Here is a 15,863-nt window from a genome sequence, read left to right as displayed (position 1 = left end):
AGAGAGGCCAAATGGCGATGCGTCCCCAGGCGGCTACGACCTCGGCCCGCGGTCGCCGACGGGATAGGTTCCCCAGCCGAGCTTGTCGCGAAGGGTGCGGTAGAAGCTGTGCCCGGGGAGGCGGACGATGGGGAAGGGCGGGTCGCCACGGCGGATCGTCACGCGGTCGCCGTCCTGGAGGGGGATCTGGATCTGGCCGTCCACCACGAGGATCGTGGCGATCCCCTCGCCGTGGGACGTCAGCTCATAGGTCTTGTGGCCGCCGTCGACCAGCGGGCGCTGGGTGAGCGTGTGGGCGCAGATCGGCGTCACCACGAACATGTGGGCGTTGGGGGGGAGGATCGGCCCGCCGGCGGAGAGGCTGTGGGCCGTCGAGCCGACCGGCGTGGCCACGATCAGGCCGTCGCCCCGGTAGCTCATCACGCTCTCGCCGTCGATCGAGAGTCCGATCTCGATGATCTTGAAGTAGGGCGCGGCGCGGATGACGGCGTCGTTGAGGGCCCGGAAGACGCGCGTCGGGCCTTTCACCGAGGTCACGGTCACCGACATCGTCATCAGGTTCTCGATCGTGAACCGGCGTGAGGCGAGGTCGGGGAGGCGTTCCAGGAAGGTCTCGATCGTCAGGTCGGCGAGGAACCCGAGCCGGCCGGCGTTGACGCCCAGGACGGGCGTGGGCCGGCCGTCCATGCGACGGACCGTGTGCAGGACCGTGCCGTCGCCGCCGACGACGATGGCGACGTCGGCCGGGCAACGGGTGAGGTCGGAGTTCGCCGTCAGGTCGATGCCGACCAGGTCGAAGTCCGGCACGGTGCGGACGGCCGTCTCGACGCGTTCGACGTATTGTCGCGCCTCATCGCGGCTGCCGTTCCCCAGGAGCATCAGCCGCAGGGGAGGGAGGCCGGCCGGTCCGGGACCGGCGCTTTCGGGGGTCGTCGCCATGGGAGGGCTCCCGCGCGCCGGGGACCGGTCGGGGTCGATTTACTTCGGGGTCGGCGAACCAGCGGCGATCGCCGATCCGTTGGCGTGGGGGGCGCCGTTCGCCGCCCCTGGATCGGAGGCGACCGTCGTCGCTCCGGGGCCAAGGTCCGAGAACTCCAGCCCGACGGTGCGGGCCAGCTCCACGGCGGAGGCGACGATGCCGTCGACGTCCAGGCCCACCTCGGCGAGTTGCTCCTCGCGTTCGGCGTGCATGATGAAGCGGTCGGGCAGGCCCAGGCGGCGGACGTGCTGGGTGGAGAGCCCGGCGTCGCTGGCCGCCTCAAGCACGGCCGAGCCGAAGCCGCCGGCGAGGCAGCCTTCCTCGACGGTCAGGACGAACCCGGCTTCCTCGATGGCCTTGCCGATCGTCGCCTTGTCGAGCGGCTTGATGAACCGGGCGTTGATGACGCCGACGTTCAGGCCGTACCGTTCGTGGAGGATCGTCGCGGCGCGGACGCAGGTGCCCAGGATCGCGCCGCAGGCCACGATCATGCCGTCGCTTTCCCACTCGATTACCTCGGCCTGGCCGACCTCGATCGGCTGGGGCTCGCGGGCGATCGTCTCGGTGGCGGCGCGGGGATATCGCAGCGACACCGGCGCGTCGTGGGCGAGGGCGAAGTCGAGCATCGGGCCGACGTCCAAACGGTCGCCGGGGGCCATGACGACCATGTTGGGGAAGATCCGCATGTAGGCCAGGTCGTACGTCCCGTGGTGGGTCGGTCCGTCGGCACCGACCACCCCGGCGCGGTCGAGACAGAAGACGACCGGGAGGTTCTGGAGCGAGACCTCCTGGAAGATCTGGTCGTACGAGCGCTGGAGGAACGTGCTGTAGATGTCGACGACCGGCCGCGCGCCGGCCTTGGCCATGCCGGCCGCCGCCGCGACGGCGTGGCTCTCGCAGATGCCGACGTCGAAGAACTGCTTGGGGTAGGTTTCGCGGACCTTCTGAAGCTTGTTCCCCTCGCACATCGCGGCCGTCAGGACGGCGACATGAGGGTTGCGGCCGCAGGCGTCGAACAAGGCGGCGCTGACGGCGTCGGTGTAGGTCTCCACCGAGGCGATCTTGAGGGGGATGATCCCTTCCTTGGCCTTGGTGAAGGGGTTCGGGGCGTGGAACTTCACCGGGTCCTTCACGGCCGGCTCGAACCCGTGGCCCTTGTTGGTCAGGACGTGGAGCAGGATCGGCCCGTCCATCGCCTTGACCTTCTCAAGGTAGGTCCGCAGACCCTTCAGGTCGTGACCGTCGATGGGGCCGAGGTAGGTGAAGCCCAGCTCCTCGAAGAGCATCCCGTGCTGGAGCGAAGCCTTGACGCCGTCCTTGATCTGCTGGAGCCAGCGCTCGGCCGTCTCGCCCACGAGGGGGATCGACGGCAGCAGCGACTTCACCCGCTTGTTCCAGTCGTGGTAGGTCGTGGACATCCGCGCCCGGTCGAGCGTATTGGCCAGGCCGCCGACCGGCGGGCAGATCGACATGTTGTTGTCGTTGAGGATGACCAGCAGCTTGCTTCGCGAGCCGCTCGCGTGGTTCAGGGCCTCGAAGACGATGCCGGAGGGGAACGCGCCGTCGCCGATGACCGCCACGGAGTGGGCGTCGCCGCGGCCCATGATCTCGTCGCCGAGCTTCAGGCCCAGGGCGGTCGAGGGGGCGCAGCCGGCGTGGCCGGTCATGAACAGGTCGTAGGGGCTTTCGGCCGGGTTGGGGTAGCCCATCAGGCCCCCCCTGGTCCGGATCGTGTGCAGTTCGGCGGCGCGGCCGGTGATGAGCTTGTGGGGGTAGATCTGGTGGCCGGTGTCCCAGATGATACGATCGCGCGAGAAGTCGTAAGTCAGGTGCAGGGCCAGAGCCAGCTCGACGACCCCCAGATTGCTCGCGAAGTGCGCGGCTCGCCTTCCCACGACGCCGAGCAGCTCGGCTCGCATCTCGTCGGCGAGCTGCTCAAGCTCCGTGTCGGACAGATCCTTCAGGTCCGCGGGGGAGCCGATGCGAGACAGGATCGAGTCGGGGTTGAGCATCAAGACTCCCTTTCCAAAAGAGCCGTGGCCAGGTCGCGGAGCCGCCCGCCACGCGCTTCCAGCGGTGCGAGGGCGGCGACCGCCTCTTGGGCGAGCTGGCGGGCCTTGGCCCGGCTGCCGGCCACTCCCAGGAACCGGGGATAGGTCCATTTGCCGTGGCCCGAGTCCTTGCCGACTCGCTTGCCCAGCTTGGCCTCATCCCCCTCGACGTCGAGAAGGTCGTCGACGATCTGGAACGCCAGGCCGACCGCCCGACCGTAACGAACCAGGGCGTCTCGCCATTCGTCCGGGGCGCCGGCGATCACCGCGCCCATCTCCAGCGGGGCCCGCAACAGGGCGCCCGTCTTGCGGCGGTGGATCGCCTCCAACTCAGCCGCCGAGCCGTCCAGCCCCTCGCCGGCGCGGTCCTCGGCCTCCAGGTCGGCCATCTGACCGCCGACCATGCCCGAGGGCCCCGAAGCTTCGGCCAGGATCCGGACGCATTCCGCGGCCGCCGACGCCGGCGCGACGCCCTTGACGATGACCTCAAAGGCCAAGGTCAGCAGGCCGTCGCCGGCGAGGATCGCGGTCGCCTCGTCGAACGCCTTGTGGCAGGTCGGCCGACCGCGACGCAGGTCGTCGTCGTCCATCGCCGGCAGGTCGTCGTGGATCAAGGAATAGGTGTGGATCATCTCCAGGGCGCAGGCCGCCGGCATGGCGTCTCGCCACGAGCCGCCGCAGGCCTCCGCCGCCATCAGGCAGAGGACCGGCCGCAGCCGCTTTCCGCCCGCCAGCAGGCTGTATCGCATCGCCGACGCCAGCCGCTCAGGGCAGGCCGCCTCGCCGTCGGAGCCCGGCTCGGGCAGGGCCGCCGCCAGAGCTTCCTCCACTCGGGCGCGATGCTCGGCCAGGTACTCGTCGAGGGTCGACGTGGTCAGGGCTTCTGAACTGATCGTCATGAAGGTGATGTTACAAGGAGTGGTGGGCCGGACAAGTCCCGGGATCGCGTCCCGCCGGGCGGAACGTTCCCGAAGGAGGGGTCCTTCCTCCCAACCCCCCGAGCCCGCTGCTATTGTGGACATTCCCCCCCGCCTTGTCTACATGGCTGCCGAGAAAACTTTGCGACATAAAGTCGATTCGGGCGGCTTGTGGTGGCGGGAGTGGGGTCGCTGCGTGATTCTGGGTAATCTGCGAAGACGTCGCGGTCTGGGGCTGCGTGCAGTCATTGGTGTGGAATCGTGGAGAAGGCTGGATCATGGGCCTCGCCGAGTCGGTTGAAGATCTTCCGTTGCTATCCCGGACGCCCGACGAGTGGGCTGAAAAGGCCCTTGAGGAGCCCCTGGCGCTCCTCAACGACCACGCCTATCTGGAGAAGAAGGCCGCGGCCAACGCGATGGAGTTGCTCAACCGCTGGCCCGAGCCCACCCCGCCCGAGATCTGGACCACGACCCTGACCTCGATCGCCCAGGATGAAGCCGCGCACCTGAACTCGGTCGTCCGCTTGCTCTCCCGTCGCGGCGGCCATCTGGAGCGGACCCACAAGAACGCCTACGCCAATGCGCTGCGGTTGCTCGTGCGGAAAGGGCAGGGGAACGAGGAGTTGGTGGACCGGCTCCTGATCTCAGCCCTCATTGAGGCCCGCTCGTGCGAACGGTTCCTGGCGCTGGCTCGCGTCTCCGCCGAGAGCGACCGCGAACTCTCGCGCTTCTACAGCCGGCTGGGAGCGTCCGAGTTGGGCCACTACCGCGTCTTCCTCGAACTCGCCGGCCACGTCTTGCCCGACGCCGAAGTCCAATCCCGCTGGACCGAACTCCTCATGGCCGAGGCGTCCATTCTGGCCAAACAGCCGCCGGGGCCGAGGATGCACAGCGGCTCATAGCGAACGCCTTCCGGGGGAAGGTCTGGTGCTTCGATTTGGCGTGGGTTACAGGGTGCGTGTTCTCCCCTCCAGGTACTCGATGACCCGTGCGAGGTTCCTGGCCGCGATATCTCGATCCGGGTCGTCCTTCTCGGACCAGGCGAAGGCCGAATCGAGGCTTTGTCTCAAGCCGTTGGCGTCCAGTTCGCCCGAATCGCAGAGGATCTGCAGGTCCTCGCGATCCTTGGCGTGGAACCGCTTCAGTTTGGTCACGGCAAGGTCGTGGGGATCGGGAAGCATGGGCCTGAGGACTCGCCATCGACCCGGGATCGGCTCCGACCGGGAGCGATAGGTCGCTGGGATCGGTGGTAGCCCCTGGGGCACCGACTCAAGATAGAACCCGAAGCGTTCGGCGTTCGCGGTCCCCCTGCCAAAGGCCTCCACGGCGGCGAGTTCCAGTGCCGAGCCGTGGAAATGGACGACGTCGACGTCTCTCGTCCCGACGTTGAGCCCGTAGCGGAGGATCAGCGCCGACCGGCCGATCAAGTAGAGGTCGAGCCGCTCGCCTTCCGCGGCCCGTCCTTCCAACTCCGCGTCCACGGCCTCAAGGAAACGGATGATTTCGTCAGGTCCCACCTGATGCCTCCCCATCCGTCCTCTCGGCGATGCCACCACGTCGTCGGCGGCGCACTCCAGACGATTTGACTGTCTGGTCCAGATCTCGGGCCCGCTGCTCGAACCGCTCCAGATCAGCCTCGTAGTTGATCCGCCACCGTTTCCAGACGGGCGATTTCGGGACTCCTTCCATCGGTCGACCGAGGTCGTCCCAATCGTCCGACCCAGGCGCGGGAGCCGGGACTTTTCGTGCGAAGCGGGAGAGTTGCTCACTCCGGCAGCCGCCAGGGAAGCCCCTGCGACGATCGATGGCCAGGGCGACGTCGGCGAGCCAGGCCAGCCGCCGGAGGATCCGCGGCCCGGCCGTCCGACCGTAGGCCCTCTGCAGGACAGGATTGAGACGATTCCACGCCAGGAGCGCCGGGACCGCCTCGATGACGCGTGGGGCCGGCGCGTCTCCTGATACGGCCAAGGCGATCACCTCCTCTGGTCGCCGGAAGGCGCCCGGGACGATCGGGTCCGCGACCCAGAGATCGACGAGGCCCAGCCGTCGTAGCTCGACGGCCAGATCGCGCAAGTCGCCGCCCGGCCGGTCGGAACCCACGATCAGCCGGTGGAGGGAGACGTCCAGGGCGCCGGCGAGTCGGACCAGTTGATCGATCGTGGGCCTACGGCGATCAAGCTCGAAGTAAGAGACCTGGGCTTGGGACAGGCCGCAACGAGTAGCCAACTCGGCCTGGCTCAGCCTTCGTTCAAGACGCGCCGCGGCCAAATGCGGGCCGATCACCACCGTGCGAGTCGATCGATCGCCTTCGACGTCCATCGCTCGCTCTCCAGCGTCAAAGAGCCAAGGCTTGCGGTATGACCTTGGCTTTGGTTTTATAACAGAGTGTTATTAATGATAACCGTCCTGTGTAGTATGTCCAGGGCGGCCTGGTATTCTGGAGTCCGCTGTCCAAACGGACGCGTGGAGGCTCGCTGGGATCAGCTTCTCAGGGCAGAGGCGCCCACCCTGGCCGAACAGCCGCCGGGACCGAGGATGCACAGCGGTGAGGGGAACGAGCTGTGAACAGCATGATCGAGATCCATGATTCCCGGCTCGCGGGGATCGCCTGGGAGTCGGGGAATCTCGTGCTTCGGTTCGCGCCGGCTTACGTCCACCGGTCGGAAGGGCGACCGGGCGTCGACGTCGGCACCGGATGGCTGCTGGAACTCGACCTGATCATTGCCGCCGCCGTCGCCGAATCGCTTCCTGTGACGGTCCCCGTCAACCTTGCGGACGGGCAGTTCTTCGAAGAGGAGACCTGCTGGGACAACAAGATTCCCTTACCCTTGAACTTTCTCGGAAGAGTCTCGCTCAGGGCTGTGACAGGAGAAAGTGAGTGGCTGATCGTCCGCGGGCGTGGAGCGTCGATCGTCGCGCGAGGCGAGCCGGTTTATCTCGAAGAGTATCCCGGAGCTTGAGGGGGCGATAGCAGGGGCGTGTGTCTATTGGCACCGGTCCTCCCGGTGTGTGGGGAAACAGGAACGGACACCGAGTCCCGCCCGCCCGTGGCCGCAATCACGGCATGTCGGATGATACCGTTCCTCGCTGTGATTTATTTATCTTAAATATTGACCAAATTTTAGAATCGATTTACCCTCCCAGCCGATTTCGAGGCCACGCATGACGCCATCACGGCCCGGGGCGTGACCTGCTGGAGGGATGCCATGATTCGCCCAGGGTGGAAGTTTGCATTCGGGATCGTCGTCTTTGCGGTCTGTCTCGCCGCACCCTCACGAACGGAAGCGGTCCCGTATTACACGGCGACGTATGTCGGGATGAGCCAGGACATCGGCAACTCCGCGCCGAATGCCGGCGTGATCGTCAACCGGACGACGGGCGAGGCATTCCCTTTCCAGTCGACGTGGATCGATCCGCATTCCCAGCCCGCCGGTTTCTTCGACAGCCTGCCAACAACCCGGGTGTACCAGGGGGCGCTCGAGCCCATTCTGACGACTTACACCATGCTGCCCAGCGCGATGAACAGTTCCGGGGTCGTCCTGGGAACGATCGCGGTCTCCCGGAGCATCCATCCCGAGGGCGATCCGGCGGTCGGCTACACCGTGAGGCAAGCTAATGGGTACTTCGGGATGTTCATCCAACTCGCCCATGACCATTCCCACTACTACGGGGTCCCTCAGCTCAGCGAAACGGGCCAGATTCTTATCAGGCTGGCCAACGGCGGTCCGACGTTGGTCGACACGACGACCGGCATAGCGACCCAGGTTCGCGACCTCATCCCGCCCGAATTGCTGGCCAAATACGGCGGGATACTCGATGCCACGTCGATTGACGACCGGGGCGACATCCTCGTCCAAATCTACAACGGCTCGGGGATCTCGTCCGAGTTCATCCTGACCCCTCCCGGGCTTGCGGCCCCCTCGCCGGTTCCCGAGCCGTCGATCCTGTATCTAGCCGCCGCGACCATCGCCGGCCTGACGGTCCGGTCGCGGCGGCGCAGCGGCTAACACGCCTGGGAGCATCGCTGTTTCTCGTCCCACGACCTGACCGTCAACCGATGCCCCCTTGCGGATCTCAGAACGGCGGGTCGAAGCGGTCGTATTCTGGTTCGGCGGGCTTCGGCTCGGGGTCTGGTTCGGGCGTTGTCGCGGGTTTGGTCGTGCGACGCTTGCGGGGTTTGGGGGCGGGCTCGTCGGATTCGGCGGGGGTGATCTCGACGGAGGCGACGATCGTAGCGGCGGCGGTGCGGGCCAGGTCGATGGTCGCGGTGGGGTCGAAGGCGGAGGTAACGGGCTCGCCGGCCTCGTCGAAGGCGTCGAGGACGGAGACGGACCGCTCGGCTCGCTCCAGGAGGCCGTAGCAGCGGCTCAGCAGCTCGACGCCCTTCTGGTACTTCGCCAGCGCGGCGTCCAGCTCGGGCTCGCCGCGCTGGAGGGCGTCGACGATCTCTTCCAGTTCGGCCAGGGCGGTTTCGAAGCGGATCTCGGGCTCGTCGGGCATGGTCCTGGATCGCAAAAAGGGCGAGGGGGTCGTGGGTCGTCCCCCTCACCTTAGCGATTCGGTATCGGCCGGCCAAGCCGATCGGCCTTCAGGATGCGCCTTTGGATTGCAGTCGGATGAGGGAACGACCGGAGTCGGACTTGCATCCGACCTGTCGCCCTTACGGCGACGCCGATCCCCTCTCATCCGGCTCTTCGAACCGCCTTCCCCGCGAGGCGGGAAGGCCGCTATGACCCCGGATTGGCATCCGGAGGTTCGATAACTGGTCGTCAGCGGCGGACGTTTCGGCGCGGCGTCGTGGTGGTGCCGGGGCCGATGTTCGTCCCTGGGGCGTAGACGCGGTTGTGGATCGAATCCAACCGCGCGGTGAAGTCGCCTCCCGAGACGCCGTTGCCCGAGGGGTACGTCCCGTAGAACTCGCCGTCGAGCGCGTTGCCGGCAAGATCTTGCAGGCCCGACGCCAGAGTGGAGGACTTCGACCGGGCGATGATCTGGTACACGCCGCCGCGAATCGCCTTCCCGCCGTTGATGACGATGTTGGCGGTCTGCGGGCCGCTGGTCGTGGCCGGCGTCACGGTAATCGGGCCGACGAGCCACTGCGAGGGAGGCCGGTAGCCCTTCACGACCGAGGAGACAAACGAATAAGTGAAATTGCTTGGGTCCTGGATCGTCGATAGGGCCATCCCCGATCCGCCGCCGGCGCCGCCGTAGTCCTGGAAGACGAGCTGGACGTAGCCCGACTTGGGGACGAAGGCGGCGGCCAGGATCCGGGGGGCGTACGTGTCGATCAGCAGCGATTGGCTGAGGATGGTGGAGACGACGTTGCTGGAGTTGTAGCGGTCGGCCGCGTAAACCGTGATGAAGTAGTAGCCGTCGGTCAGGGCCGCGCCCGAGGTGACGCTCCACGCGCCGGCCTCGTCGGCCTGGGTCGCCCCCAGGAGAGTCTGGGCGCCCGTGACGGGCGAGGTGGCGACGACCGCGACGGTGGCTCCAGGCGAGTCGACCAGACCGGAGTAGGTCGGCTGGACGACGTTGGTGATCCCGTCGCTGTTGGAGACGCCCGAATCGCTGGCCGGATTGAGCCGGCCGGTGATGGTGGTCAAGGCGGCCGGGAGGATGGTCACCGTCGTCGCGGCCACCGCCTGCGCTCCTGGAGGCGCCTGGGCGACCGCCGGGGCCGTCACGGCTACCGGAGGCTTGGTCACCAGGATCGTGATCGGATAGGTCCCGGGTTGGGTGTAGTAGTGGTTGCCGAAGATGTTGTAGACCCTCCCGCCGGCGGTCCCGGTGGTCGTGATCTGGGTCGGGCCCGTGGTCGTGCCGTCGCCCCAAGAGATCGCGACGGTGTAGGCCGAGGGATCGAGGTTCGTCCCCGAGTCCGTGAACGAGCCGACCTGGATGCCGCCGTTGTTGTTCACCAGCGGGGCGTTGGCCCGGCCGCTGAACGGGATGGCCTGGGCGCTGAGAGGCGCGGCGGCGACGACGGCCTTGGACGAGATCACGACGTTCTGGGAGACCCCGTTATTGACCGTGATCGGCACGCCGTCGACGACGGTGGTCGTGGAGCCACCGGAGCCGCCCCCCTGGCGGGTCACGGTGACCGTCACCGGGTAGCTGGTCGCGGCGGCGGCGTAGGAGTGGTTGCCCAGGACTTCATAAACGCCCGTGACGCCGGCCGCGACGATCTGGCCGCCGGAGATCGGCGAGCCGTCTCCCCAGTCGATCGAGGCGTAATAGACCGCGCCGGTCGTCGGCGAGGCGTCTGAGAACCGGGCGACCGTCCGCTGGACGAAGGCCTGCGCCTCGACGGCGTTGATCGTCACGGCCGTCCCGACGGGCGTTCCCATGCCGACGTTGATTGTGATTTGTTCAATTGAAGTATAGTCGATGCTAGGCTGGCCCGAGCCGAAGTTCAGCACGCCTGCCGTCGTAATGTCGGTGGGGGCGACGGAGGAGTTGACGATCAGCGAATCCGTCCCGGAGCCGCCGGCGACATTGTAGGTCTGAGCCGAAGTGGGACCGCCGAAGTTCACGAAGGTGAAGGTGTCGTTGCCGCTTCCGCCGCGCAGGTCCACGCTCGTCACGCCGCTTCCGCCGTAGTCGACGAACGTCCCGAGCGGTCCGCCGGTGATCCGGCCGCGATAGATGGTGAAGGAGTCGGCCGCCGTGTTGGCCGAGTCGTCGAGAAGCAGCTCCGTCGAGCCGCCCGTCGCCAGGGCGTAGACGTCGCCTTTCAGCCCGGCGAGGCTGTTGGCGTTGCTGAGGTCGATCAGGTTGCCGGCCCCCGCGCCGGCGTCGATGGTGGTCTTGACGGTCGCGGCCGCGCCCAGCAGAACGATGGTGTCGTCGCCGTCTCCCGTGGCGATGCTCACCGTGCTCAGGCCCCGGGCTGGGGTCGAAAGATCGGCGGAGATCGTGTCGGCGCCGGTCCCCGTCGTGACCGAGACGTTCGTTTTGTTGGCGAAGTCGACCTGCTCGAACGCGGACGTCGTACTGCGGATCCGGGTCGTCTGCACGCCCGAGACGACCGAGCCGGCGAGCATCTCAATCGACTGGGCCCCGCTCGGAGCCGAGAAGGTGAAGCCCGTGGCCGTGACCGTGTCGATGATCGGGCTGAGGTTGGAGAAGTCGATGACGTTCGTGATCGTGGACGACCCGACGGTGCGGTTGGGGAAAACGATGCTCCCCGCGCCGGGGCTCGAGGCCACGTACGCTTGCTGGGTGAAGGTCCCCCCCTTGAGGACGAGGGTGTTCGACGCGCCGGAGGTCGCGACGGGAGGCGCGAAGTCGAGGCTCGGGCCGTAAGGGACGCCGTTGGTGTAGTCGACCGTCAGGGTGCTTCCGGCGGTCGTTCCGCCCACGGTGAAACCGTCGATCGTCCCCGGCGTGAAGGTGTGGACCGGCCCCCCCTGGACCGACGCCTGGATCACGTTGCTGGCGATCGACAGGGTCGTGCTGAGGGCCGTCGGCGTGACGTAGAGGCTGTTCAGATTCAGGTCGAGCTGCGCCGGCTGAAGGGCGATGTCGGGGAACGACGAGGTGTAGAGCGGTTTGACCGAGGTCACGCTGATCAGCCCCGCGCCGGTCGCGGCGCTTTGCAGCGTCTCACGCCCCAGCGCGCCGGTGGCGAACGTCGCGTCGACGCCGCCGAGGGCGTAGTTCACGGCGTCCGAGTCGGTCGCTCCCCCGGCTGCGTTGGAGAGCGTGACCGCCGCGGTGATCGTCGGAGCGGTGAAGTAGAACGTGTCAGCTCCCAGGCCCGTGGTGATGCTCGTCGGCACGCCCGTCGAGGAGACGCTCACCACATCGTTGAAAGTCCCCGGGTCGCCGACGACGGCGATCGAGGAGATCGACGCCCCGGGCCCCGTCGCAGTGTGGCCGTCGGGCGAGATCGTCCAACTGGCGGACGTGGCGCCCGAGCCGAGCGTGATCGTCTGGGTGGGGTCGCGGAAAGTATAGACGTTCGAGGAATCCACCGAGATCGACAGGTTCATCGCGCTGCCGGTCGCCTGAAAGGCGAGCGAACCGGTGGTCACGTCCAGCGAGGCCGCCAGCAAGCGGCGCCCTTCCAGAGCCTCCACCCCAAAGAGCCTTCGCGAGGACCTCCGCGGTCGACGACGAGAGGGGAGGAAGCGATCACGGAGCGACGAGAGGCGATCCCGGTGCATGAAACTCTCCGTAGCGAATCAGGATGATGCGTGCAGCGCGCGCGAATCCGCGCCCGGTGACAAGGCCGGGCGCGGACATCGCGGCGGTCGAGATCAGGAGCGGAGGGCCGCCAGCCGCGCGGCGCGGGCCGACGTCGCGACCTGCCGGGCCGCCGACAGCTTAACCGCCGCCGACGCCGAAGGGGTGAGCGTACCGTCGCTGCTCAGGTACGCGCCGGTCGCCGCACGACCCGCCGGCGAGACCGGCGTGGCCGTTCCCACCTGGGTCTTGGGCGGATAGACGGTGTGGTGGATCGCGTCGAGCTCCGCCACGAAGTTCCCGCCGTTGACGTTGTTCCCCGACGGGAAATACCCGTAGAACTCGCCGTCGAGGGCGTTGCCCGCGATGTCGCGAATCCCCGAGAGGTTCGTCGGGTCGACGGAAAGGGCCTTGAACAGGTACTTCCCGCCTCGGATCTGGGCCCCGCCGTTGAACTGGATGGTCGCCACCTGCTCGCCAGTGGTCGATCCGGGCGAGACCGAGATCGACGTGATCAGCCACGGGCGGAGGTTCGTATTCTTCGCCAGCAGCTTGGTGAGAACGTAGTTGTTGGCGTCCTGGACGGCGGACGCGGCCAGGCCGGAGCCGATGTTCGAGACCCCGCCGAAGTCCTCGAGCGTGACGATCACCTGGCCTCGCCAGCCGTCGAGCAGGACGTTGGTGATCTTGGGACCGACCGTGTCGATCACCAGGCCCGACCGGATGGTCGTCAGGGCGCCGACGGTGTGGCCGAACGAGTCGATCGCCTGGGCGGAGATCGTGTAACCGCCGTCGGCCAGCGCCGCGGCCGGCGTGATGCTCCACACGCCCGCGGCGTCGGCCGAGGTCGAGCCGATCAGGAACGGCGAGCCGCCGTTGAGCGAGGCGTACAGCGCGACGGTCGACCCGCCCTCACTGACCCTGCCGGTGAAGCTCGGCGTATTGTCGTTGGTGACGCCGTCGGTGTTCGAGATCCCCGTGTCCGACGCCGAGTCGAGGGTGCCGGCGACGGTCAGGGCCCGGTCGTCGACGGCCAGCGTGTTGGTCAGGTTCACGGCCGAGCCGAAGGTGTCCTGGACGTAGATCTTGAGCGTGTACGTCCCATTAAGCGTGGCGGCCGTCGCGGGCGACGTTCCGACCGTGGTGATGGGGCTGGCGCCCGCGGCCAAGGTGTTGGCGTAGGTGTGCGTGCCCAGGATGTAGAACGTCGTGCCGATCCCGTTGGGCTGGACGACCGTGGCGGCCTGGAGGCCGGTGCCGTCGCCATAGTCGACCAGGACCTTGTACTGATCGACGGTCGCCAGCGGATTGGCGTCGTTGAACGCGCTGATCGCCAGGTCGACGAACTGAGAGGCTTCCGTAACCGGGTTGACCGCCAGCGGGGTCGCGGCCGTCAGCGCGGCGTCGGCGATGTGCGCGAAGTTCGAGGCGACCGCCGTGGCGCCGCCGTCAGCCTGCTTCACGACCACCGTGACCGTGTACGTGCCGGGGGTCGTGTACGTGTGCGGCGCGGCGCTGACGATGAACTGGCTGGAGAGGCCGTTGCGGGTGATCGTGAGGCTTCCCACGCCCACCGAGCCGTCGCCCCAGAAGATCGTCGCCGTGTATTGCCCGGCCGGGTTGGCCTGGGTCGGGTCGATGCCGCCCAGGTCCGTGAACGTCGCCACGATCATCGAGGAGGTCGTGGCCAGCGGCTTGTTCTCCACGCCGGAGAACGCCTGGACGGCCAGGGAGAGCCCTGCGTCCTGGATGATCGCGCTCTGGCTTTGGGAGACCGGATCCCCGCCCTCGGAGACGAACGTGACCGGGATCCCGCCGATGAAGCTCACCCCCGTGCCGGCGAGAGGCCGCACGGTGATCGTCGTGGTGAAGACGCCCGGCGTCTGGTAGGTGTGGGTCCCGTAGATGTAGTAGACCGCGGGATTCGAGGCGTCCTGCACGATCACGCCGGCGTCCGACTTGCCGTCGCCCCAGGCGACCGTGGCGGCGAAGTCCGAGGCCTTGAACCCGCCCGGCGCCGTGAACGCGCCCACCAGCACGTTGACCAGTTGCAGGCCCTCCGTGCCGTGGACCGGGACGCCGAAGACGGTGGGGGTCGGCGCCGCGGCGTCGGTGACGGTGACGCTCTCGTAGTTCCTGTAGGTGAGGCCCGCGCCGGTGACCGGCGCGCCCGAGACCGTCGTCGAACCGTCCGGATTGACGGTGAAGTTGGACGCGGTCAGGGCGAGCCCGCCCGCGTCGATCCTCAGCGAATCCGTTCCGGGGCCGCCGTCGACGGTCGTCGAGGTCGCGGCGGTCGTCCCGGCGAGCGTCACGAACATCTGGTCGCTGCCGCCCCCCTGCTGGACGGACGTCGCGACTGCCGGGGGCAGGGCAATCAGGTGCGACGCGTCCGACCCGCTTCCCGAGACGAACGTCAGGCTGCTCAGGCCGGCGACCGGATCGGTGATCGCGTAGTTCACCGTGCTGGTGTAATCGCCGCCGCCGAGCTGATTCACCGTGACCGCCGTCTTGTTGGCGAGGTGGACGTCGACGAACTGGGCGGGCGAGCCGTCGGAGGCGATCTTGAGCGTCTGGAGGTTCCCCGTATTGGCGGAATTCTCGCCGGCCGAGGCCGTCACGCCGACCGAAGGATCGCCCGTGTAATTGAACACGTACGACGCCACGACGACCGTGTCGTAGACGCTGTGCGACGACACGCCCGAAAAGTCGATCCCCGTCGAGTTGGAATCCTCGTCCAGGAACTGCAACGAGCCCCCGGTTCCGCCGCCGGTCGTGTAGGTCTCGCTCGTGAACGCGACCTCTGGGTCGCCGATCAGAATCAGGTCGCTCTTGGCCGCGGAGGAAGCAGTGGCTCCGCCGTTGTAGGCCATGATGGCGGTGGGGAGTGGGTTGCCGACGGCGAAATCAACGGTCAACGAGTTCGCCTGCAGGGCGGCGTTCAACAGCGTGAACCCGCCGATGCGGCCGGGGGTGTAGGTCACCGCGGCCCCTGCGCCAATCCCCGTCAACTGGGAGACCGAGCCGATCGGCGCCAGGTTCCAGACGCCGGCCGTCGCGCCCGCCGAGCCGTCGACCGTAACATTGAAGTCAGGCCCCGTCCCCAAGCCGCCGGGAGCGATCGTGATCACGCTGCTGAGACCGGACAGATCTCCGGCGCCAATGTTCAGCTGGCTTGCTCCGGCGCTCGTCCCCGGATCGATCTCCGTGGCCACGTTCGAGCTGAGGAGGGTCACCTCGCTGGATGCCGTGTTGACGCTCACGGCGAGGCCGGTGATCCCGTCGACGGTGACCACATTGCCTCCGTCCCCCGTCACGGTCAGACCGGGAACGTTTGAGGCCACGTTGATCATCTGATCCGACGAGAACGTGTACGTTGTTCCCGAGACCGAAATCGTCAGCGCCTCGGTCGCGGCGGAATCGGTCGCGTAGCTCAGCAAGGCGGCGGCGTCGATGTTGATCGTCGCCGCCAGCAGCCGCCGATCCTCCAGAGCCTCGATCCTCCGCAGCGTCTCTCCTCGGACGTGTCGCCTGCGACGCCCCGCGCCCTTGCCTTGACTCCAGGACCTCCAGTCCACGCTCAGACGTCCCTGGTGCGTCGTCTTCGTCGTCATCATGGAAGAGTGCCTCTCGGATGCAAAGATGCCGATCGATTGGCGGAGAGTGCGGATCGAAGTCCTGATGTCAACGGCGTATGCAGCCATGCGCGGTGCATGGCGTGTATCGATT

The 15,863-nt window shown here is 67.4% G+C and carries 11 protein-coding genes; 3 read left to right on the top strand and 8 right to left on the bottom strand.

The genetic code is table 11. The annotated features are described in order from the left end of the window. Window positions 1–33: 33 nt before the first annotated feature. The 3 genes from G5C50_RS05685 to G5C50_RS05675 are packed head-to-tail and all read right to left on the bottom strand — an operon-like array spanning window position 34 to window position 3,929. A complete protein-coding gene (locus G5C50_RS05685) occupies window positions 34–939 on the bottom strand; it encodes an NAD(+)/NADH kinase (protein WP_165066282.1) in 906 nt (301 codons plus the stop codon). 39 nt (window positions 940–978) lie between these two features. Further along, window positions 979–2,991, bottom strand: a complete 2,013-nt coding sequence (gene dxs / locus G5C50_RS05680; RefSeq protein WP_165066279.1) for a 1-deoxy-D-xylulose-5-phosphate synthase — start codon at window positions 2,989–2,991, stop codon at window positions 979–981. Then, on the bottom strand, window positions 2,991–3,929 hold the full coding sequence (locus G5C50_RS05675) for a polyprenyl synthetase family protein (RefSeq protein ID WP_165066277.1): 939 nt from the start codon (window positions 3,927–3,929) through the stop codon (window positions 2,991–2,993). The genes dxs and G5C50_RS05675 overlap by 1 nt, the downstream gene beginning before the upstream one ends. Window positions 3,930–4,225: 296 nt before the next feature. On the opposite strand from G5C50_RS05675, the gene miaE reads away from it, so the two are divergent. Next, the gene (gene miaE / locus G5C50_RS05670; RefSeq protein ID WP_165066274.1) at window positions 4,226–4,849 is read left to right on the top strand and encodes a tRNA isopentenyl-2-thiomethyl-A-37 hydroxylase MiaE; all 624 of its coding nucleotides are present in this window, start codon (window positions 4,226–4,228) and stop codon (window positions 4,847–4,849) included. A 45-nt stretch (window positions 4,850–4,894) separates the two neighbouring features. Here the strand turns inward: miaE and G5C50_RS05665 are convergent, their stop codons facing one another. Together G5C50_RS05665 and G5C50_RS05660 are read right to left on the bottom strand one after the other, a co-directional pair. Further along, a complete protein-coding gene (locus G5C50_RS05665) occupies window positions 4,895–5,464 on the bottom strand; it encodes a DUF6036 family nucleotidyltransferase (RefSeq protein ID WP_165066272.1) in 570 nt (189 codons plus the stop codon). Beyond that, window positions 5,454–6,266: a helix-turn-helix domain-containing protein gene (locus tag G5C50_RS05660; RefSeq protein ID WP_165066269.1), complete on the bottom strand. Its 813-nt coding sequence runs from the start codon at window positions 6,264–6,266 to the stop codon at window positions 5,454–5,456. Before G5C50_RS05660 ends, G5C50_RS05665 begins: the two co-directional genes overlap by 11 nt. 251 nt (window positions 6,267–6,517) lie before the next feature. Between G5C50_RS05660 and G5C50_RS05655 the strand changes: the two genes are divergently transcribed. Both G5C50_RS05655 and G5C50_RS05650 read left to right on the top strand, forming a co-directional pair. After that, entirely contained in the window at window positions 6,518–6,907 is a 390-nt protein-coding gene (locus G5C50_RS05655; protein ID WP_165066267.1) for a hypothetical protein, read from the top strand. Between the two features lie 246 nt (window positions 6,908–7,153). Then, window positions 7,154–7,954 carry a hypothetical protein gene (locus G5C50_RS05650; RefSeq protein ID WP_165066264.1) on the top strand — a complete coding sequence of 267 codons (801 nt, stop codon included), beginning with the start codon at window positions 7,154–7,156 and terminating at the stop codon, window positions 7,952–7,954. Window positions 7,955–8,021: 67 nt separating this feature from the next. On the opposite strand, the gene xseB is transcribed toward G5C50_RS05650, so the two are convergent. From xseB to G5C50_RS05635, 3 genes are all read right to left on the bottom strand, one after another. Further along, window positions 8,022–8,447 (bottom strand): exodeoxyribonuclease VII small subunit, encoded by a 426-nt coding sequence (gene xseB / locus G5C50_RS05645; RefSeq protein WP_165066261.1) that lies wholly within the window; start codon window positions 8,445–8,447, stop codon window positions 8,022–8,024. Window positions 8,448–8,716: 269 nt separating this feature from the next. Beyond that, complete coding sequence (locus G5C50_RS05640) at window positions 8,717–12,115, bottom strand: beta strand repeat-containing protein (RefSeq protein ID WP_165066259.1); 3,399 nt, start codon at window positions 12,113–12,115, stop codon at window positions 8,717–8,719. A gap of 93 nt (window positions 12,116–12,208) precedes the next feature. Continuing rightward, window positions 12,209–15,751 (bottom strand): Ig-like domain-containing protein, encoded by a 3,543-nt coding sequence (locus tag G5C50_RS05635; RefSeq protein ID WP_165066256.1) that lies wholly within the window; start codon window positions 15,749–15,751, stop codon window positions 12,209–12,211. Window positions 15,752–15,863 lie beyond the last annotated feature (112 nt).

The organism is Paludisphaera rhizosphaerae, from assembly GCF_011065895.1.
GTDB classification, from domain to species: Bacteria; Planctomycetota; Planctomycetia; order Isosphaerales; family Isosphaeraceae; genus Paludisphaera; species Paludisphaera rhizosphaerae.
The sequence above is the reverse complement of the archived record's forward strand: the minus strand, read 5'-3'. Positions and strand labels throughout refer to the sequence as shown.